At 36.2% G+C, this 20,633-nt stretch carries 16 protein-coding genes; 7 read left to right on the top strand and 9 right to left on the bottom strand.

Annotation, left to right across the window (positions count from 1 at the left end):
- The first annotated feature begins 3 nt into the window (after positions 1-3).
- From EZ428_RS03415 to EZ428_RS03400, 4 genes are all read left to right on the top strand, one after another.
- Positions 4-1,089 (top strand): HlyD family secretion protein, encoded by a 1,086-nt coding sequence (locus EZ428_RS03415; protein WP_131551698.1) that lies wholly within the window; start codon positions 4-6, stop codon positions 1,087-1,089.
- 5 nt (positions 1,090-1,094) lie between these two features.
- Positions 1,095-2,642 carry a DHA2 family efflux MFS transporter permease subunit gene (locus EZ428_RS03410; RefSeq protein WP_131551697.1) on the top strand — a complete coding sequence of 516 codons (1,548 nt, stop codon included), beginning with the start codon at positions 1,095-1,097 and terminating at the stop codon, positions 2,640-2,642.
- Positions 2,643-2,984: 342 nt separating this feature from the next.
- Complete coding sequence (locus tag EZ428_RS03405; RefSeq protein WP_131551696.1) at positions 2,985-5,570, top strand: phosphoenolpyruvate carboxylase; 2,586 nt, start codon at positions 2,985-2,987, stop codon at positions 5,568-5,570.
- 76 nt (positions 5,571-5,646) lie between these two features.
- Positions 5,647-6,099 (top strand): GNAT family N-acetyltransferase, encoded by a 453-nt coding sequence (locus EZ428_RS03400; RefSeq protein ID WP_225870985.1) that lies wholly within the window; start codon positions 5,647-5,649, stop codon positions 6,097-6,099.
- Here the strand turns inward: EZ428_RS03400 and EZ428_RS03395 are convergent.
- The 8 genes from EZ428_RS03395 to EZ428_RS03360 form a co-directional block, all read right to left on the bottom strand.
- Entirely contained in the window at positions 6,072-6,392 is a 321-nt protein-coding gene (locus EZ428_RS03395) for a hypothetical protein (protein WP_131551695.1), read from the bottom strand. The genes EZ428_RS03400 and EZ428_RS03395 overlap by 28 nt on opposite strands.
- 296 nt (positions 6,393-6,688) lie before the next feature.
- Positions 6,689-6,937: a DUF6952 family protein gene (locus EZ428_RS03390; RefSeq protein ID WP_131551694.1), complete on the bottom strand. Its 249-nt coding sequence runs from the start codon at positions 6,935-6,937 to the stop codon at positions 6,689-6,691.
- A gap of 7 nt (positions 6,938-6,944) precedes the next feature.
- Complete coding sequence (locus EZ428_RS03385; RefSeq protein WP_131551693.1) at positions 6,945-7,253, bottom strand: thioredoxin family protein; 309 nt, start codon at positions 7,251-7,253, stop codon at positions 6,945-6,947.
- Positions 7,254-7,267: 14 nt separating this feature from the next.
- On the bottom strand, positions 7,268-7,900 hold the full coding sequence (locus EZ428_RS03380) for a peroxiredoxin (protein WP_131551692.1): 633 nt from the start codon (positions 7,898-7,900) through the stop codon (positions 7,268-7,270).
- Positions 7,901-8,376: 476 nt separating this feature from the next.
- On the bottom strand, positions 8,377-10,788 hold the full coding sequence (locus tag EZ428_RS03375; RefSeq protein WP_165501699.1) for a S9 family peptidase: 2,412 nt from the start codon (positions 10,786-10,788) through the stop codon (positions 8,377-8,379).
- Positions 10,789-10,797: 9 nt separating this feature from the next.
- Positions 10,798-12,528 carry a M14 family zinc carboxypeptidase gene (locus EZ428_RS03370; protein ID WP_131551691.1) on the bottom strand — a complete coding sequence of 577 codons (1,731 nt, stop codon included), beginning with the start codon at positions 12,526-12,528 and terminating at the stop codon, positions 10,798-10,800.
- Positions 12,529-12,543: 15 nt separating this feature from the next.
- Positions 12,544-14,187 carry a M14 family metallopeptidase gene (locus EZ428_RS03365; RefSeq protein ID WP_131551690.1) on the bottom strand — a complete coding sequence of 548 codons (1,644 nt, stop codon included), beginning with the start codon at positions 14,185-14,187 and terminating at the stop codon, positions 12,544-12,546.
- Between the two features lie 192 nt (positions 14,188-14,379).
- Positions 14,380-15,609: a hypothetical protein gene (locus EZ428_RS03360; protein WP_131551689.1), complete on the bottom strand. Its 1,230-nt coding sequence runs from the start codon at positions 15,607-15,609 to the stop codon at positions 14,380-14,382.
- A 117-nt stretch (positions 15,610-15,726) separates the two neighbouring features.
- On the opposite strand from EZ428_RS03360, the gene EZ428_RS03355 reads away from it, so the two are divergent.
- The 3 genes from EZ428_RS03355 (at position 15,727) to EZ428_RS03345 (ending at position 18,266) form a co-directional block, all read left to right on the top strand.
- A complete protein-coding gene (locus EZ428_RS03355) occupies positions 15,727-17,127 on the top strand; it encodes an aldehyde dehydrogenase family protein (RefSeq protein WP_131551688.1) in 1,401 nt (466 codons plus the stop codon).
- Between the two features lie 147 nt (positions 17,128-17,274).
- Positions 17,275-17,799: a YfiT family bacillithiol transferase gene (locus tag EZ428_RS03350; protein ID WP_131551687.1), complete on the top strand. Its 525-nt coding sequence runs from the start codon at positions 17,275-17,277 to the stop codon at positions 17,797-17,799.
- Positions 17,796-18,266: a DUF6265 family protein gene (locus EZ428_RS03345; protein ID WP_131551686.1), complete on the top strand. Its 471-nt coding sequence runs from the start codon at positions 17,796-17,798 to the stop codon at positions 18,264-18,266. Before EZ428_RS03350 ends, EZ428_RS03345 begins: the two co-directional genes overlap by 4 nt.
- 1 nt (position 18,267) lies before the next feature.
- Here the strand turns inward: EZ428_RS03345 and EZ428_RS03340 are convergent, their stop codons facing one another.
- A complete protein-coding gene (locus EZ428_RS03340; protein ID WP_131551685.1) occupies positions 18,268-20,628 on the bottom strand; it encodes a multicopper oxidase domain-containing protein in 2,361 nt (786 codons plus the stop codon).
- Positions 20,629-20,633: the final 5 nt, after the last annotated feature.

Here is a 20,633-nt window from a genome sequence, read left to right as displayed (position 1 = left end):
ACAATGACAACAAAACCAGAAAAAAAGAAAAACAAAGTTTTACCAATCGTGCTAGCAATTTTGGTGGTTGCTGGAGCAGCATTCGGTATTAGCGAATATATGTATGCAAGCAAACACGTAGATACAGACGATGCGCAAATAGATGGCGATATCAGTCCGGTTGTAGCTCGTGTTGGTGGTTATGTAAAAGACATCAACTTTGAAGAAAACACAAAAGTAAGCCAAGACCAAGTTTTGGTAACTTTAGATGACCGCGATTATAAAATTAAATTAGAACAAGCAGAAGCTGGTCAAGTTGGTGCAAATGCAGGTGTCGGTGTTACTCAGGCACAAATTGTTGCAACTTCTGCCAATACGAGCACTGCTAAAGCAAATATCGAAGCAGCTAAATCAAATGTTCAAGCAGCAAATGTTAAGTTAAATTTGGCGCAGAAAGATTTTAATCGCTATGCTAACTTGATAAAAGACGGCGCAATAACACAACAAGCTTTCGATCAGGCAAAAGCCAATAAAGAATCGGCAGAAGCCGCAAAAGCAGCAGCTCAAGCAGCGTATGAAGCTGCACAAGACCAATATACAGCAGCTGTTAAACAAGTTGGAACAACTCAATCTCAACTTGGAGTCAGTAATTCGGGTGTAAGTCAACGTCAATCTGATGTAGATTTTGCCAAATTGCAATTATCATATACGGCGATTAAAGCGCCTGCAACTGGTATTGTTTCTAAAAAAAATGTTCAAAAAGGACAATTGGTACAACCAGGTCAATCTTTATTTGCCATTGTTAACGAAAATAGCTTATTCGTTACAGCTAACTTTAAAGAAACACAATTAGAGAAAATCAAAGTTGGTTCGAAAGTTAAGATCACGGTTGATGCTTACGAAGACCAACCAATTGATGGAGAGGTTTATAATTTCGCTCCAATTACGGGTGCAAAAGGTTCGCTTTTACCGCCAGATAATGCAACTGGTAACTTTGTTAAAGTTGTGCAACGTGTGCCAGTAAAAATCAAAATCCAATCAAAAGACAAAGAATTACTAGAAAAATTACGCCCAGGAATGAGTGTTAAAGTTTCAGTTTCTGTAAATTAATTACAATGGCCGAAGTAGGTTTTAAAAAATGGATCATTACGTTTACCGTAATCACGGCTTCGCTTTTGGAGCTGATTGATACTACGATTGTAAACGTAGCTATTCCTCAAATACAAGGTAACTTGGGCGCAACCCTCGAGGATATTGCGTGGTTATCTACAGGTTACGCCGTTGCAAATGTGATCATCCTGCCTATGTCGGGTTGGTTGGGCAGTCGTTTCGGACGTAAAAATTATTTCTTAACCTCCATTATCGTTTTCACCCTTGTTTCTTTTCTCTGTGGTAACGCCACCTCTTTAAATGAATTGATTTTATTTAGGATTTTACAAGGTTTAGCTGGTGGTGGCTTAATCTCAACAGCTCAAGCCATCTTGATAGAAACTTGGCCGCGTGAAGATGTGGGTATTGCTACGGCCCTATTTGGCTTAGGTGCGGTTGTAGGACCAACAGTAGGACCAACAATTGGTGGTTATATTCTAGAAATAGCAGATTGGCCTTGGATTTTTTATGTAAACATTCCTGTCGGGATCCTCGCGGCCTATTGTACGATAACTTTTATTCGAGAGACACCAAAGGATGGAAAAGGAAAACCAGTAGACTGGTATGGCATAGGCTTATTAGCTGTTGCAGTTGGTAGTTTGCAGACTTTGTTAGAAAAAGGCGAAAGCGAAGATTGGTTTGCTACACCATATATTGTTGTTTTAGCAGCAACTTCAGTTTTTGGTTTATTGTTATTTATTTGGCGAGAGTTAAGTACCGACCACCCGATTGTGAACCTTAAAATTATGAAAAAGCGAAGTTTCTCCATTGGGATGTTCACTTCCTTTATTTTAGGTTTTGGATTGTATGGTTCTGTTTTCGTTTTCCCTGTTTTCGCACAAAATCTATTAGGATTTACGCCTTTACAAACAGGAAAGCTCTTTATTGCTGGAGGAATTTGTACCATCTCGATGATGCCTTTTATTGGTATCATGCTTAAAAAAGGTGTGCCAGCACAATTCATGGCAACAGGCGGAATGTTTTTATTTTTTGTGTTCTGTTGGATGTTGAGCAAATCAACCCTAGCTTCTGGAACTGACGATTTTTTCTGGCCATTAGTGATTAGGGGTTTTGGGATGGCTTTATTGTTTGTTCCGCTTACCACTTTGGCTATGCAAGATTTATCTGGACCTGAAATTGGACAAGGCTCTGGATTAAATAACATGAGCAGGCAATTAGGCGGTTCTTTCGGGATAGCTGCACTTACGACATTAATTCATCTTCGTGCCGGTGGCCACAGAGCCAATTTATTGACCAATATAAACGATTACAATCCTGCGTTTACCCAAAAGTTAAATGGCTTAATCAGCAATTTTATGTCAAGAGGAGCATCATATCTAGATGCAAAACTAATGGCTATGAAAGCTATTGAAGGTACTGTAATTAAGCAAACGATGTTGCTTACTTACAATGATGCCTATTGGGTAGCTGGACTGGTTATGTTGTTTTCTATTCCTTTGCTGTACCTGCAAAAGTTTAAAAAGAATACCAACATAGCGGTCGATGCCCATTAAATAAAACAGTCCCGACGTAAACGTCGGGACTGTTTTTCCCAAAAAATTAACAATTAGTTATAGATTTCTTCTTACAAGAAAATCTATAGATACTTTTAAAAGATTTGTTTAACCTTTAAGAATACAAGGTAGGAATTATTTGTAAAAGTTCAAAATATATACTTTCAATTTTTAAGTCCTTATTAAAAATAACTAAATTGCCTTTCAATAATTTAAAATTCGCCGAAATAATCTTAAGGTTAATTCTATATGAATTTTAAAATTATTTGATAATATCGCCGTTTTCCTAACTAATTTTGTAATATTTTTGTTGTTTAGGTGCAAATTCCGTACCTTTTCGCCATGCAATCAAACCAACCTACTAGTCAACGCGAATCTATTTTCAATAACGAAGTAATTTCTAGGTTCGAACTATACAATAGCTTATTCTTAACCTTGCCATTTTATAAGGTAAAAGATACTGGAACCTTATTGCCTCTTTTCATTAAAAGTTGTGAAGATGGTGTTAAAAATCATCAAACTCCAGCAAAGCTGATTGAAGACTTTTTTAAGAAATACACTACAAATACAGATTCAAAAGATGTTGTTGATTTGCTTTTTAGGTTTATTCAATACATAGAAAGACAAGTTGTACTTTTTGATGCCGTTGAAGATGCGTCTTTTAATAAATTAAACGTTAGCGACGAACAAAGTTCTTTAAGAGCACTTTTCTTAAAGGCAAACGATGATAAAACTTTGCATGAAAAAGTAGACCAATTGATAGAGGATTTCTCTTTGCGTTTGGTTTTAACGGCGCATCCAACACAGTTTTATCCTGGAAGTGTATTGGCAATCATTAACGATTTAACGATTGCCATTAAAGGAAACGATATTACTACCATCAATCAATTATTACAACAATTAGGTAAAACACCATTTTTTAATAAAAAAGCGCCAACACCTGTTGATGAAGCCTTGAGTTTAACTTGGTACCTAGAAAATGTTTTCTACTTCGCCGCAGCAAATATTCAATCTGGCTTAAACTCTCTATTGAGCGAGTACCACATCGACCCTAAAAAAATTATTGAACTTGGTTTTTGGCCAGGTGGCGATAGAGACGGAAACCCAAATGTGCATGCAGAAACTACATTGCAGGTTTCTAAAATGCTTCGTCAGATTTTATTTAGATGTTACTACCGCGATTTTAGAAATCTAAAACGTCGTATCACTTTTAGGGGGGTTGAAGATAGTATATCTGTTTTACAAGATTTGCTTTATAAAAATGCTTTTGATACCAATATTGAAGCTCAAGATATCTCTGATTTAATTATTGAAAACTTAAATAAAATCTCAGCTACTTTAATTAAAGACCATGATGGTTTATTTGTTGATTTAGTTGAAAATTTAACGAGAAAAGTAGAGTTATATCGTAGTCATTTCGCATCATTAGACATTAGACAAGACAGTAGGATTTTACGTGATGTACATGCTTATTGCCGCCAGCAGAAACCGATTAACGCTTTGTTTAACGAAGATTATGATAGCTTATCTGAAGCCGAAAAAATTAAAGCCCTTTCGTTTAGAAATGCTAAAATTATTTATGCTGACGAGCAAGACAGTTTAATTGCCGATACCTTGCAAACCATTTTCCAAATTAAGGAAATGCAACAGAGCAATGGAGAAATGGCCTGTCATCGTTTCATTATCAGTAATTGCCAACAGGCGAGTGATATTTTACAATTAATCGAGCTGTTTTTATGGAATGGCTGGGAGGCTGATGAGTTAACCATCGACTTTGTTCCCCTTTTTGAAACCGTAAATGATTTATCCGGCGCAGCCGAAATCATGGAGACATTATACACCCATCCGTTCTACAAAAAACATTTAGAGCACCGAGGCGGAAAACAAGATATCATGCTTGGCTTCTCAGACAGCACAAAGGATGGCGGTTACTTAATGGCAAACTGGTCTATTTTTAAAGCAAAAGTTGGTTTAACCGAAACTGCAGAAAAACACAATATTAAATTGGCATTTTTTGATGGTCGTGGTGGCCCACCTTCTCGTGGCGGGGGTAAAACACACCGCTTTTATGCTTCAATGGGTAAAGAAATTGCAAATAAAAACATTCAATTAACCATACAGGGCCAAACGATTAGCTCACAATATGGGTCAATAGATAGCGCTGCTTTTAACATTGAACAATTAATTAATGCCGGTATTTCATCGGGTGTAAAAGCAAAACACAATGTATTATTAGATAAAGCTAATTATGATGCCTTAGAAGTGATGGCAAATGACAGCTATGAGTCTTTCTTGGCGTTACGTAAACATCCCTTGTTTTTATCGTACCTAGAAACTTTATCTCCCTTAAGTTTGCTTTCTAAAATCACAATCAGTAGCCGACCAGTTAAAAGAAACTCTGGAGAAGCTTTGAAATTGGAAGATTTAAGAGCAATTAGTTTTGTGACTTCTTGGAGCCAGTTGAAACAAAATATTCCAGGTTTTTACGGCATTGGAACGGCATTAAAAAATCAAGAAAAAGCTGGTAATTGGGAGCAGGTAGAAAAAACTTATCATCAATCTGGTTATTTCAAAACCATTATAGACAACTGTATGATGTCTATGAGTAAATCTGATTTTACCATAACCGAATATTTAGCTAAGGATGAGAAGTTCGGCAAATTCTGGAGTGTTCTTCACGATGAATTTGAGCTTTCTAAGGCCATGTTGTTAAAACTAGCGGGTCATCAAAGCTTAATGGAAAATTATCCTGTAGAGAAGCGCTCTATTGCGGTTAGAGAGAAAATTATTTTGCCTTTGGTATTGATACAACATTTTGCTTTAGAAAAACTGCAACATGAATTAACAGACGAAAAACGTCAAGCTTATGAAAAGCTAGCAATTCGTACAGTTTATGGAATTGTTAACGCTGGAAGGAATTTGGCGTAGTTAAGCAAGTTGTCAGTCAGAGCTTGTTGAAGACTTTACATCATGCTTCGACAAGCTCAGCATGACAAACAAATAAATGATGCAACTAACTTGGATTTATAAATCTTTTGATGAACTCAACACAAAGGAGCTTTACGCCATTTTACAATTGCGAAGTGAGGTTTTTATTGTCGAGCAGAATTGCGTTTACCAAGATGTAGATGGCAAGGATAAAAAGTCATTTCATTTAATGGCTTGGCAAGGCGATCAATTGGCCGCTTATACTCGTTTAGTTGCGCCCGGTGCTTCCTTTCCACAAGCAAGCATCGGAAGAGTGATTACCTCTCCAAAATATAGAGGATTGGGCATTGGAATTACTTTACTTGAAAAAAGTATTACTCACACTTTAGAAACTTATTCAACCAATAAAATAAGAATTGGCGCACAGCTCTACCTTAAAAAATTCTATGAAGGTTTTGGTTTTGTAGCCGAGGGCGAAGAGTTTTTAGAAGATGGAATACCTCATGTAGAGATGATTTTGGAGAAGTAAAACCAAGAAGTTTTGTCATTGCGAGGTTCATTCTCCGATTCTTCATCGGTAATGACCGAAGCAATCTCCTTATGGATTAAAAGTATGAAAGAGATATTAAAATCTAAGATAGCACCATTACATTTTCTAATTGTTTTTACAGTAGCTTTTATAATGTGTGGCTTTGTGTGGTTTTTGGCCATTCCTCTAATATACTGGTTTGCATTTGGCGAAGGTGCTGAATCCGAAAGAATTGGAGAGCTGTCTATCAACATTTTTATAGGGAATTGGGCAGCTTTAATTATAGTTCTCATTTTGTGTCTACTTGGGGTTAGCAATAACTATAAAAGGCAACGATTAAGAAATGCGAAATCTTACTTATTGACTATTATACTAATTTCAATTTTATATGTTTTCAAAATACCAATTGCAGAATTAATTATCGAAGGGTTCAATTAGAAATGTTGTTAAACATAAAATGAGATTGCTTCGGGCGATGAAAAATCGACGTCCAAATTGTTGGAGCGGGCTCTCGCAATAACGTCTCAACAAACAAAAAACCCTCTCGAAATTCGGGAGGGTTTAGTATTAATCAAATAGGGATGATTGATTATCTATCGATTGAACCCATTACTCGCTGAGCAAATGCATTTAATGCGTCTTTTTCTAGTGCGCCACCATTTACTTCTGCGTGAACTTCTAAAGCTCCACAGATATTGGTAATCATTTCTCCTGCCACGTTTACTTCTTCTTCACTCACACCTCTGAACTCACAAAAAGCTTCTAAAACTTCTAATGTTGCCTCCAGTTTTTCTGGAGTACTATTTTGAAAAAGTTGTCTGATTACTGGAATCTTCATCTTTAGTCTAGTTAATTTTTGTGAATAATTCTGCCAATCCCTCAGCTTTATTGGTTTGCACTTGGTCTACCAAAGCACCATTTTCAAAAGCTGCAAAAGTTGGTAAATTATCAACGTTAGCAAACTTTCTAGAGTTAGGATATTTTTCTGCATCAACAATCAAAAAAGCTACATCCTCATTTTCAGCGGCCATTTTTTTAAACTTTGGCTTCATGATTCTGCAGTTGCCACACCATGATGCTGCGTATTGCACCATCACTTTTGTGTTGTCTGATAAATGTTGTTGAAGATTGTCTTCTGTTAATTCTAAAAACATAATGTTTTAATTAATTAGTTTGCGCTTAAATATTCAGCAACGCCAGTTCTGTTTGCGTTCATTGCTTCTTTTCCTTCTTCCCAGTTTGCTGGACAAACTTCACCATGTTTTTGAACGTGGCTATAAGCATCAATTAAACGTAAATATTCTTTAACGTTTCTACCTAATGGCATATCGTTAACACTTTCGTGGAATACTTTACCAGTTTCGTCAATTAAATAAGTTGCACGATAAGAAACATTTGAACCAGCAAATGATTCGTTTCCATCTTCATCATAAGCAACTTCTTGGTCAAGGATATCTAAAATAGTAGATAAGTGTCTATGAGTATCAGCTAATAAAGGATAAGTTACGCCTTCAATACCGCCATTTTCTTTTACTGTGTTTAACCACGCAAAGTGAACTTCGTTTGTATCACATGAAGCACCAATTACAATTGTGTTTCTTTTTTCGAAATCTGGTAATGCTGCTTGGAATGCGTGTAATTCTGTTGGACAAACAAAAGTGAAATCTTTTGGATACCAGAATAATAATACTTTTTTGTTTTTGCTAGTCGCTTCTTCAAATATATTGATTTTCAAATCATCGCCCATTTCGGACATTGCATCAATACTAACGTTTGGGAACTTTTTACCTACAAATGCCATAATTATTTTAAATTTTATGCCGCAAAGGTACGCTTATTTAAGGTCGTTATCAACCAAGATTAACTAATAGCACATACTTAATCTTGATGGGCTTATAGACAAAAACTATATAGCGCTAAGAAAGATTAGTTTTTGTCTATTTTATAATTTAGCAAATGAATGATGAAGCTCTTGGTTAATGCAGTCCCGCCGTTCGCTACCTGCCTACTGCAGGCAGACAATCCATTTGGATTTAGCTTTGACAAATTCTTTCCATCATGCTATAAAAGTTGTCAAAGCTTAAGAAAAGCAAAAAGTATTTTCCCTTCCGTCAGGTTTAAAGAACAAAGGTTTGTGGTTCTTGGCAAGATATAAAAGCGAGTTGCAAACAAATAGTCTGTAAGCAACAGACCACGAAAAAAGTTTGTCGAAAAAAAGCCACAGATTAACAGAATATATATAATCTGCGAATCTGTGGCTTAAACTTAAAGTCTAATCTATTTCTTCAAAGTGGTTTCGAAGATTTTAAAAATACGTTTGTATTCATCAGTCCAGCTGCTTGGCTCTACAAAGCCGTGGTCTTCTACAGGATAAACCGCTAGCTCCCAATTATCTTTTCCAAGCTCTATGAAACGTTGTGTTAAACGTACGATGTCTTGGAAGTGAACATTTACATCTACCATTCCATGCAACATCACTAAGTTCCCTTTTAATTTATCGGCATAATAAATAGGCGAGCTGCGCTTATAAGCGATTGGGTCATTGTAAGGTTCATTTAAAATATTAGCCGTGTAGCCGTGGTTATAATGCGCCCAATCTGTAACCGAACGTAAAGCCGCCCCAGCTGCAAAAACTTCTGGTTCCTTAAACAATCCCATCAAGGTGATAAAACCTCCGTAAGAGCCGCCATACAGACCAATATGTTTAGGATTCACCCCATACTTCTCTACCAACATTTTAACGCCATCTACTTGGTCTGTTAAATCTTTACCGCCCATATTCCTATAAATTCCCGTACGGTGATTTCTACCATAACCAGAGCTTGCCGTGTAGTCGATATCGATAACAGTATAGCCATTATCTGCTAACATATTATTGAACATGTATTCTCTAAAATATTGGCTCCACCAATAATGAACGTTTTGTAAATAACCAGCCCCATGTACAAAAACTACAGCAGGTTTATTTGGGTGTGGATTTGCTGCCGGATAAACTCTTGCATACACATCATCGCCATATCTGTTTTTAAATGAAACCAAATCTGGTTGGCGCCATTTGTAGCTATCAAATTCTGCCGAAGTTGATTTGGTAATCTGAACTGCTTTAGCTCCTGGTTTATTCGCTTGAATATAAAGCTCCCAAGGTTTGTCCATATATGAATAATTGATGGCTAACCATTTTTCGTCTGGAGACATGGTAATTTCATTTCCACCTTTCATTGCTGTAATTTGAACTAAATCGCCACCATTTACGCTTAGCTTATAAAAGTGCGTAATACCAGGATGTTCCTTATTTCCACTGATGTAAAAAGTAGTTTTGTCTTTAGATAAAATTGCTCTTTGAACTTCCCATTTACCACTAGTCAATTGTTTTTTCTCCCCATTAGTTATGTTATATGTATACAAATGAGAATAACCCGTTGCTTCACTTTGGAAATAAAAACGGTTGTTATCAATCCATTCTATGTTACGCCCAACACCTGGTCCGCCTATCCAAGCCTCATCACGTTGACGGTCTAAAATACTTACATTCCCCGTATTAGCATCTAACTTTAAAATCCATAAATCTTTGTTATCGTTTGCATCTGCGGTGATGATAGCTGTTGTACCATTTTCATTCCAAATTGGCGAACCAAAATTGATTTTACGGTCTTCGTTTTTCTTAGTTCTCTCTTCTAGTTGTTTAGGATAATCTTTTACATAATCTGGCAAATCTTTTATACCTGGGATTTGAGAAGTATGAACCGTATAAACGCTGTCTTTTGTACCATCATAAATAAAGCTCTCTGAAACCGTTAATGTTTCACCAACCTTAGTACGACCAGCAATGTCTTCAGTATAACCAGAAGCCGTTACATAGTTTGGAACAATGGTGTTATGATTTGTAGTAACTGGACTTGTTAAACGATAAGTAACAAACCTACCATCTGGACTAACGGTTAAACCAGATAGAAATTTATCGTCTAAATAAATTGCCTTTATAGTTTTAAAGTTGGCATCTGCACTGCCAAAACCAAAACGACGACCACCAGCCGCTCCTGCAAAACCCTGTCCCCTTCCTCCTGTTTTATTACGTTTTTTAATGATGTCAAATAGTTCTGTTTGGTCCGTTTTTAACCAAGTATCTTGAACTGTTGGCGCAACTCTTTCTGGAGCTCCAGGAACGGTTGGCCCGCCCAAACCTGGTCTTTTTCCTTTTACAAAATTTGTTAATTGTTTAGTCTCGCTAGTTGACAAACTCAATTGAAATAAGTTATCGCCACGCTGAAAAATAACATCGTTATTGTACAAAAATTTTGTGCCGTTTTCGCGGTCTACGGTGTTGGTTAACCTTGTTTCTTTTTTCTGTTCGAAGTTGTACAAATAAACATCACCACCCTTTTCAAATAAACCTAAAGATTTGTCTTTGTTGTAAGTATAAACTGTACCAGCAGCTTTTTCAGCAGCATTGTCTTCAGTAGTTTCTGGTTTATTGGTTAATACGCTTACTTTATAGGCTTGATCCTTTTCTTTATTTTCTGGATTCCAGCTAAAAAAAATGGTTTTGCTATCGTCAGACCAACGGTAATTTGTTGGGGCAACGCCCATCCATTTTGGGTCTCTCATTATTTTTTGAACCGTTAACGGAGCAACTTGCTGTGCTTGTGCAGCAGCTGATAGAAAGAGAAAGAAAACTAGATATTTTTTCATTTTATTTTATTAATTAGATTTACTGGCTAAACCACCTTTTTTACTACTCACATTAACAGTGAACTTACTTCCACCTTTTACTAACCAACGAACAGTTACAAAAGAGTTTCCAGGGATATTTTGAACCTTAATATTTGCCGGGTCTCTATTTTGTTCAACGGTAAAATTCATATCACGATTAGTTACAATCATTCCGGCAACAACGGTTCCGCCAGTTAAAGAAATAATATCTGGAGTTTCTATGTTATTTTTCACATCCTGACTAGAGTGTGTTGGAATCATTCTTTCGTTATTGATAATTGCCGTAACCTGTGTTAACCCACCAATATCTTTTACTTCAATTTCTCCAACAGACAATTTTGGCGTGTTGTAAGCGTGGTAAACACTGAAAGCCATGTTACGATGCGCATCGCTTTCTAGCAAAAAGCCTGGGTGTAAACGAGTGTAAGTTTTCTTGAAACCACCAATCTCTATATCGCCGTAAGTTGGATGTTTAAAAGGATGCCAATCAACAAAAGCATCTTTCATTAACAAATCCTTATCGAAAGTGTATAATTGCGTTTGGCTGTCTTCTCCATCAGTTTTATTGTACATCGAATAACCAGTCCATAACTCGTTAGAGAAAGTATAAATTCCTCTACCGCCGTAAAACCAATCTAACTCTCCCCCAAAAACAGAATATAAATCTTTATAAACAACTAAGTATTTATATCCCGGCAGCATTTCTTCACCTTTTTTACCTAATGCATCATAAACTCTAATATCTAACGCATTGTAAGTATCCAAATCTTCTAAAGCTCCCGGACCTCTTAAAATCATACCCCCATTATTGTGGTAAGATTGTGCTGCCGCGATGTTAGGATGTTTCATCACAAAATCTACAATCGCTCTGTTTTCTGGAATTGAAAAAGGGTATTTATAAGCACCTCCTTGAATGTAATTTGGTTGCCAGTTCCATCCCCAATCACGGTTCGGGTCATAAGCACCTTCACCATCTTCGTTTACAAATCCGTCTCCGTCATTATCAATTCCTTCGCTGCCCAAAAGTTCGTATTCTCCCTTTTCTTCTCCGCTCACCAAAATCATTCTTCTGTTATCGGTTGGATCAACTTTATAACGACCAGTTACACTTTTGCGACGCATCATTACAATTTGCCCATCGTTATCTAAATCATCAAAACCATCTTCATTTGTTGTCCCATCACGGTCATTGTCGATAGGAATTAAACCTGTTCGTGGAGAATGTGCGGTGTTTGCTTGATGAATAAAATTATCTCTCGCATCAGGATTGATAGTTGGAGCGATATAAAAAGTTTTATCCGCCAGTAAAGACATGATTGCTTTATTGCCAGAAGCGTACATTTCTGCCAAATACCAAGCGGTGTATAAAGCAAACTCACTACCTTGAATTTCATTGGAGTGGATATTTCCATCAATGTACATAGCGGGTTTTTTATCGCCGCTGCCAACTTTTGAATCTGTAATGGTCATTACCCAAAGCTCTTTCCCTTTAAAGGATTTTCCCATTGATTCAAGTTTTACCAAATTGGGATGAGCCGCAGCTAATTTTTTGCAAATGTCTGTTATTGCGGCGTGGTCGTTATATCTATTCCAGCTTACTTGAACCTTCGGATTTGGAGGTGTGCCAACCGCTGCTAAAATATTTTCGGGCTGTTGGGCTTTTAAAATTCCGGCACACAAAATAAATGCAACCAGAAGAATTGTATGTTTAATTTTCATCGTCTTTTCTGATTTTTATAGTGATACCTCGATTGATTTACTTCCTGTAGTTGGGCTAGCTGCATCGATCGTTACTTTACCGCTACCTTTTATCAACCATGTTAATTCTTTGTATTCCTTACCCTGAATACTTTCTAACGATTGGTTTTTTCGTCCGCTAACAACAGTTTGATTAGCATTTGTATTCACTTTAACTACAATCTTTTTCAAGAAATAACTTCTATCGCCAATTTTGGTATAAGTAGACAAATCTCCTGTATTTAATACGCTGAGTGTAACGCGTGTTAATCCATCCGCTACTTTTTCTGTCTTCAAATTAATGAAATCTATTTGAGGTGCCATTGCTGCCAAGCTCACCACAAAATCTGTATGTTTTGCCACAATTCCATCTACCAATTTATAAGGCGGGTTGATTAACACAAATGGGTCAACTCCACCAACTTCTACAGTTTGTCCAGGAAAATCTGGATGAGTTACTGCTTTCCACGGTGTAAAAGTATTGGTAATTCCTTGGCTTGTTGCCCATCTCAAATAAGAAGCAATTGGGTCTTCATTTACAAATTTCTTCTCTTTACGAGCGGAATCGGGAACAACTTTAGGAACCCACCAACCCGGTGTGCTAAAACTTAAACGACCATAGTGAAAATATCCCCATTGAGAAAAATCTCCACTTTCTGCTTGTGTTTTTGGAGCATCCTTTGTTTTGGTAATCTTGTTGTATCTTTCAGAAACTAATGCATTTGCTTTAACATCCGCCTCATACCAACCCGTAATTATTCTTTTAGTTAGCGCCATTGGATTAAATGTAACTGGCGTTGACAAGTTATTTGTTGGGCCGAAAGTTACAACGGCATAAACGTTAAAGGCATCATATAAGAAATCAAATAATGCTCTATTTTCTTTTTCTGAAACTGCATATTCTCCCGCTCCTGAAACAAATGGTTTAAAATTATAGCTAGAATTTTTATTGAAACTTATCCCGCCTTCTCCATCTTCGTTAAACTCGCCATCCTTATCATTATCAATTCCTTCTGGCAATAAAATGTATTTTCCTGTTTCACCTTTGGTAAAATCAGCGACTAATAAAGAACGAGGGTCGTCAGTATTTAATTTATACTTTCCTGTTGGGTCCACGATTCTCATCATTGTGATTTTTCCGTTTCCATCTAAGTCATCAACATCATCTTCGTTTAACTTCCCATCTCTATCGTCGTCGGTTTTGGTTGCATTACCACTTCTCTCAGATCTCACTTTTGCAAAATATTGCTCTGTAGCATCTGGACTCATGTTCGGGAAAACATAGAAAGTTTGTTTGTTTAACAATGTTTTAATACTATCTGTAGATGATGATGCCATTAGTTTTTCTGCAAAACCAATCGCCATTTCTACACCCAAAAGATGTTTACCTTCTACGCCACCAACCACAACAATTGCTGGTTTTTGTTCTGTTTTGCCAGAGCCGATGGTTAACATTAAAATGTCTTTTCCGCCAACTGTTTGCGTTAAGGTTTTCGATTTAACTAATTGGGGATATTTGTCTGCAAGTGCTTTAACCCTTTGGGCTAATTTGGCATTGTTGCTGTAATCCTGTTGATTTTGCGCGAAGGAATTGCATAGCAATAGCAGAAAAAACAGGTTAAAAAGGTATAATTTCTTCATATAAGTTAGGTTATGCTTGCAATTTATAGAAAAAAAGCATTTACATAATCTAAAGCTTATCAAGATTTTACAAATGTTACAGTAGAAAGGTTAAAGGTTGGGGGGCTTATGGGCAGAAGGTTTAAATAATCAAAAAACACAATGAAATCTCAATAATACATGGTGTACTTTGTGTCTTTGTGGTTCAAACTCTTATCTAACGACCTTACCTTTTTCATCAACATTCACATTAAAGGGCGGCATATAATCTTGTAATAAAACAGCGAGCTCCCTTCTGTTAATCTGTCGCTCTAAATCAAATTCTGTTTTAAACTGATAAGATGTTTTCCACTTTTTAGGAATCTCCTTTTTCATAGATTCTAAAGATTTATTTCCAACGTAACTGATCATATCTAAAGACGAGCCGATAGTCATTATCGAGTTTTTATAATCATCGAACCAAATTTGAGCCTTGTAATAAAAGTCTTTTATGGGTTGTCTAATTTCTTCGGTAGTTACCAATTTATTTGGCGAGAATTTAGCAGATTTACCATCTATTTCTGCTTTTAAAATACCTGTAACCCCAACAAATTGTATTGCCTTCCAATTGGTATCAGGCTGTTTAATATCACCAAACGGCATTAAATCTAATTTATAATTAATCAATTCGCCTTGAATTTTTTTGAGATTAGATTCAGATGTTTTTAAGTCGAAAAACGCAGCATAAGCAGCCGTCGCTCCTGCGGCTTGACCCAAGGACATACTTTCCGGGTCATTAATCCAAACCAAATTTTCTTGCTCTTTCAATAGCAACTGGTACATTGAAAAAATAGTTGCTGTATTCCCATTTTCTAGTTTTCCACTTGCCACACTTGTTCTATAAAGTGTTTGGTTGTAATCTAGTTTATTCCAATTTGCACTCGGAGCAATTATTTTTAAAGCTTCATTCAGTTTCGCATCTGCAGGATTGATTAAAACTTTTGGCCTAATTGTACTCCCATCGCTTAATTTAAAAACCCAATTTTTTCCTGAACGTTCGGCTTTTACCCACATAACGTTTTTAATGATGCTTAGATTTTTAATGCTATCAACCCAAACATTTAATGAAGCATTAGCTTTCTGTTTGTCGAAAGGAACAACCTTAGTACTATCCTTTTCCATTAGGAATTCCTTATATTTTTTTAAGAACTTGGTTTGAATTCCCGAACTCAATCCCTCTTCAACCGGTGAAAGGTCAAAACCACCAGCTTGTAGTAATATGCTGGTCTTGACTCCAGAAACAGCAGATTGTACCGCTGCAGCAAGTGCCGCATTCCCATTTCCAATTACCAAAACTTTAGCCACAAAAGGTTCTTCTTTTACCTTTTTAACTGCTGTTTTCTGTGCATCAGCATTGCTAAATAAGTTGACTAAAATTAAAACCAAAAATATCTTCTTTATCATTTTACAGGGAATATGGAATTATATACGCAATATGCTTTATTTGGATGTGTTTTTAATGAACTTTACTAGTCATTTAACTATATTTAACAAATCAAGAACTTATTAGTTCTCAATGGTATGGAGCAAAAAATCAATCAAGTTTTTAAATCACAACAAGCTTACAAATATACGCTTAGAAAAGAAAACGCAGCACAGCGGATTTTAAGACTAAAAGCTTTAAAAAATGCCATTCTAAAAAATGAGTCTGAAATTTATCAGGCTTTACAAAGTGATTTAAGGAAAAGCAGATTTGAGGCCGCATTAACAGAGTTGATTTTCATTTATGGAGAATTGGACTTCGCCATTAAAAAGTTAAGTGGTTGGATGCGCCCAAAACACATTGCCGCAACATTAAGTAATCCATTTGCAAAAAACAGATTGTATTATGAGCCAAAAGGTGTTTGTTTAATAATTGCTCCTTGGAATTATCCATTTCAATTAACAATGAGTCCTCTGATTTCTGCAATAGCAGCAGGAAATTGTTGTATTGTCAAACCGTCAGAATTAAGTCCGCAAACGAGCAAAATTGTTTCAAAAATTATTGAAGAAGCGTTTAATGAACAGGAAGTTGCTTGTTTTGAGGGCAATGCTGATATTTCTTCTGCGCTTTTAGAACTGCCTTTTGACCATATCTTTTTTACTGGAAGCACAGCAATAGGAAAAGTAGTAATGGAAGCCGCTGCTAAAAATTTGACCTCGGTTACTTTAGAACTTGGGGGCAAATCGCCAACAATAATTGATAAAGATGTTAACCTAGAAAAAGCAGCGGAGAAGATTGCCTGGGGCAAATTGGTTAACAGCGGACAAACCTGCATAGCGCCAGATTACATATTTGTACACGAGCAACAACATGATGAATTTATTAGATTGTATAAAGCCGCGGCAAGCAGAATGTTTTTTAAAACAGAAACTAAAATAGACCATCGCGTTTATGGTAAAATCATCAGTCAAAAGCATTTTGTAAGGTTAAAGACCTTAGTTGATGAAGCTGTAGAAAAAGGAGCAAGAATAGATTGGGGAGGAAATTTTGATGAACAAGAACAAACCATTTACCCGGTTATTTTAAGTAAAATTCCTAATGGGGCTAAAATAATGGAAGAAGAGATATTTGGCCCTATTTTACCAATTATTACTTACCAAAATATAGCGGAAGTAATTGACCAAATCAATGCAAAAAGCAAACCACTGGCACTTTATATTTTTAGTAAAAGTAGCAAGATGGTAAAAGACGTCATTAAAAACACCAGCGCAGGCGGTACTTGTGTAAACGATGTTTTAATACATATTTCTAATCCGAAATTGCCTTTTGGCGGTGTAAATGGAAGCGGAATTGGAAGCAGTCACGGATTTTTTGGCTTCAAGAATTTCTCTCATGAAAGAGCAATTATGTTCCAAAGAAGACTAGATTTTAATAGAATGATTTATCCTCCCTATGTTGGTAAAGAATGGGCGCTAAAAATGTTGAAGAAAATAATATAATTTCCTAATGTAATAGTTTTTTAACCACAAAGACACGAAGTTCACAAAACGATTTTAAATCTTATGTTTTCTATAGTTTGCCGCTATAAAAATACAACGCTTATATCTTCTTATAATCCTTAGATGGTTTACATAATATAATTTAATATGCATGATTTAGAAAGTTTAAAATATCCTATTGGAGAATACAATCCACCAAAAACCATTACCGAAAATGTGCTTAAAGAATGGATTGAACAATTAGCAACCTTACCTCAAGAAATTGTAGAAATTACCACTGGCTTAAGCAATACTGATTTAGAAATTCCTTATCGCCCAGATGGCTGGACTGTGAGGCAAGTTGTACATCATTTAGCCGATAGCCACATTAACGCTTACACTCGTGTGCATTTAACTTTAACAGAGGACAACCCGACAGTAAGACCATATCATGAGGAAAGGTGGGCAGAATTAGCTGACGGAAAAACAGAAGACATCCAACTTTCGATTGACATTTTAAACGCAATGCACAAGCGCTTAGTTGCGCTATTGAAAACACTAGATATTAATGCATTCGATAGGACCTATTTTCATCCAGGCGCAGAAAAACAATTTACATTAGGTTATTTAGTTGGCAACTATGCTTGGCATGGCAAACACCATTTAGCACATATTCAATTGACTCTAAAATGAAAAAATATTTAATCTTATTGGCCTTCATATTTATCGTTCAATTATCCGCCAATGCGCAAAACAAATCTATTAAACAGTTTAACTTTATGTTGGGCAGCTGGGAAATGAAAACAGCGAAAGGAAAAATAACTGAAACCTGGTTAAAGTATAAGGATAGTTTAATAGGCAAAAGTTATCGCCATAATTTAAAAGGAGACAGTGTATTAACGGAAACGCTAGTTATCAAAAAGATTGATGGCAATTTTTATTACTGTTCAAAAGTTAGTGGGCAAAACGACAACCAAACCATCAAGTTTAAGCTTCTTCCCGTTAAGGAAAATACATTCATCTTCGAAAACCCATCTCATGATTTCCCCCAAAGAATTGTTTATCAAAACAAGGCAAAAGATGAGCTTTTAGCTTGGGTAGAAGGAGAAAAAAATGGCAAAAAAGGGAAATCAGAATTTAATTACCTGCGAAGGAAGTAAATTAATAATTAAGAGAAAAGCCTACTCCAAAACCCATGTCGCTATCATAATGGGTTGTTAACGAGAAGTATTTATTCGCGATGTATTTAAAACCGCTCATATATTCTTTATCAGTATTTACCATAAAACTCATTCGCAATCTTTTTGAAATAGGAATGTCTTCCCTCATCAATTGCAGTCTTATAATACCGTCATTATAAACTTCAGCTTGTGCCTTAACTAGCATGGGCAAGGTATATTCTGCTCCTATACTTACAACTGTCCTGTTATCTTTGGTGTTGGTTTGACCGAAAATATTCCTTTCTTGTTCATCCATACCCATTTTTCTATAACGCCAATCAAATCCAACAAAAGGCATCAACCATTGCATTTTGCCAATGTATCTTCCAATATGGGTTTCAGTTTCAAAACCATGCATTTTGTTATAACCTAAGCGCCATTCAGTTCCTATGCTCCACCGAGTATTGGCAAACATGGCCATACCGTCGTTTCCGTTACTTGCAAAATCATTTTCGGCCATAAAATGAAACATTCTATCATCGGCAAATAATTTTCTTTGTGCTAATTTCGGATTTGGTATTTCTGGATTTGCTGGCGAATTTTCATAGCTAAAAACTCTGCCCATTCCGCTCATCATGTGATACAAAATGTGGCAATGAAAAAACCAATCTCCACTTTCTGTAGCGGCAAACTCCAAGGTATCCCTTTCCATTGGCATAATGTCTAACACGTTTTTTAACGGGGCAAAATCGCCTTGTTTCCCTACTAATCTAAAATCATGTCCATGCAAATGCATTGGATGCCTCATCATGCTATTGTTGTAAAGTATCACCCTAACATTTTCTCCTTTTTTTATTAAGATTTTATCAGTCTCTGAAACAGTTTTATTATCTAAAGTCCAAACATACCTGTTCATATTCCCAGTTAGGTCAAACTTCAATTCCTTAATTGGTCCATTAGGTAAAACTGTACTTTTTGGGGCTCTCAACATCGTGTAATTTAGCGTTACAATATCTCCTTTTGTTGAGGTCATATCCATTCCGTCCATATCATGATCCATTTTAGCATTATCATCACCAGATATTTCAGGGTACATTACCATATTCATATCCATGATCTGGTTTTGCATTTTCATTCCCTTCATTTCCTTTAGATTGCCATTCATTTCCATCATATCATTCATCATCTTCATCCCCTCAAAATAGTCTAACCTAGGTAATTTTTGTGCTGCCATTTTGATCCCATTACCTAGCCATAATGAGGCAGATTTTGTTCTATCCTCTGGTGTAACCAAAAACTCATAACTCAAGTTTTTTGGGATTTCAACAATCACATCATAGGTTTCTGAGACGGCAATCATCAATCGATCCACTTCTACAGGAACCACATCATTGCCATCATTGGCAACAACGGTTATTTTACCGCCAGCATAAGTAAGCCAAAAATAAGACGAAGCACCTGCGTTGGATATCCTTAACCTTACTTTATCTCCTGCTTTAAAATTTTTAGCAGTGAATTGATTTTTGCCATTTATCAAAAATTGATCATAATAAACATCGCTTACATCCATTGCATTCATACGTTTCCACTCGTTGGTAATTTTTGTTTTAAAATGACCTTCTTTTATCGCTTCCGCATAACTTTGTGTACTGCCTTTTTTGATGGCAAACCAATCTGTCGCATTGTGTAAACTTCTATCAATTTCCTTTGGATTCATATCAGCCCACTCACTCAAAATAACAGGTATTGTTGGAATTGTGGGCTCAGCTCTTTTATTTAAAATCATAGACCCATACATGCCAATTTGCTCTTGCAAACCTGTGTGGCTATGGTACCAATGCGTTCCACTTTGTATAATTGGAAATTTATATAAATGTGTGGTATGTGGCTTTATTGGCATTTGAGTTAAGTTAGGCACACCGTCATATTTATTTGGCACAAATAGACCATGCCAATGCAAAGATGTTTCTTCATTTAACTCATTATGTACATATATTTCTGCTGTATCGCCTTCTGTAAATGTTAATGTTGGCATTGGTATCTGTCCATTTACAGCAATAGCTCTTTTTTGTTTTCCAGTAAAATTTACTGTGGTATCTCGAACATATAAATCATATCGAACTGTTTTTGGCACAACTTTGCTTGTTGAAACCTGAAGAGGTTTTTGGTTTGCACCTGGAGCAGGATTAGCTTGTTTAGACTTCGATTTAACCTCAACTAGCTTCATTCCGCATTTGGGACATTTACTTGGTTTATCATCTTTAACTTCTGGATGCATTGGGCAAGCATATGTTGTTTGGGTTTGGGCATAACCTGATAAATAAATAGAGACTAAAAACAAAAGAAGTGCTAATTTTTTCATGTTGT

Source organism: Pedobacter frigiditerrae (assembly GCF_004331645.1).
GTDB classification, from domain to species: Bacteria; Bacteroidota; Bacteroidia; order Sphingobacteriales; family Sphingobacteriaceae; genus Pedobacter; species Pedobacter frigiditerrae.
Note: the sequence above shows the minus strand (reverse complement) of the source record. Positions and strands in the feature narration are given on the sequence as shown.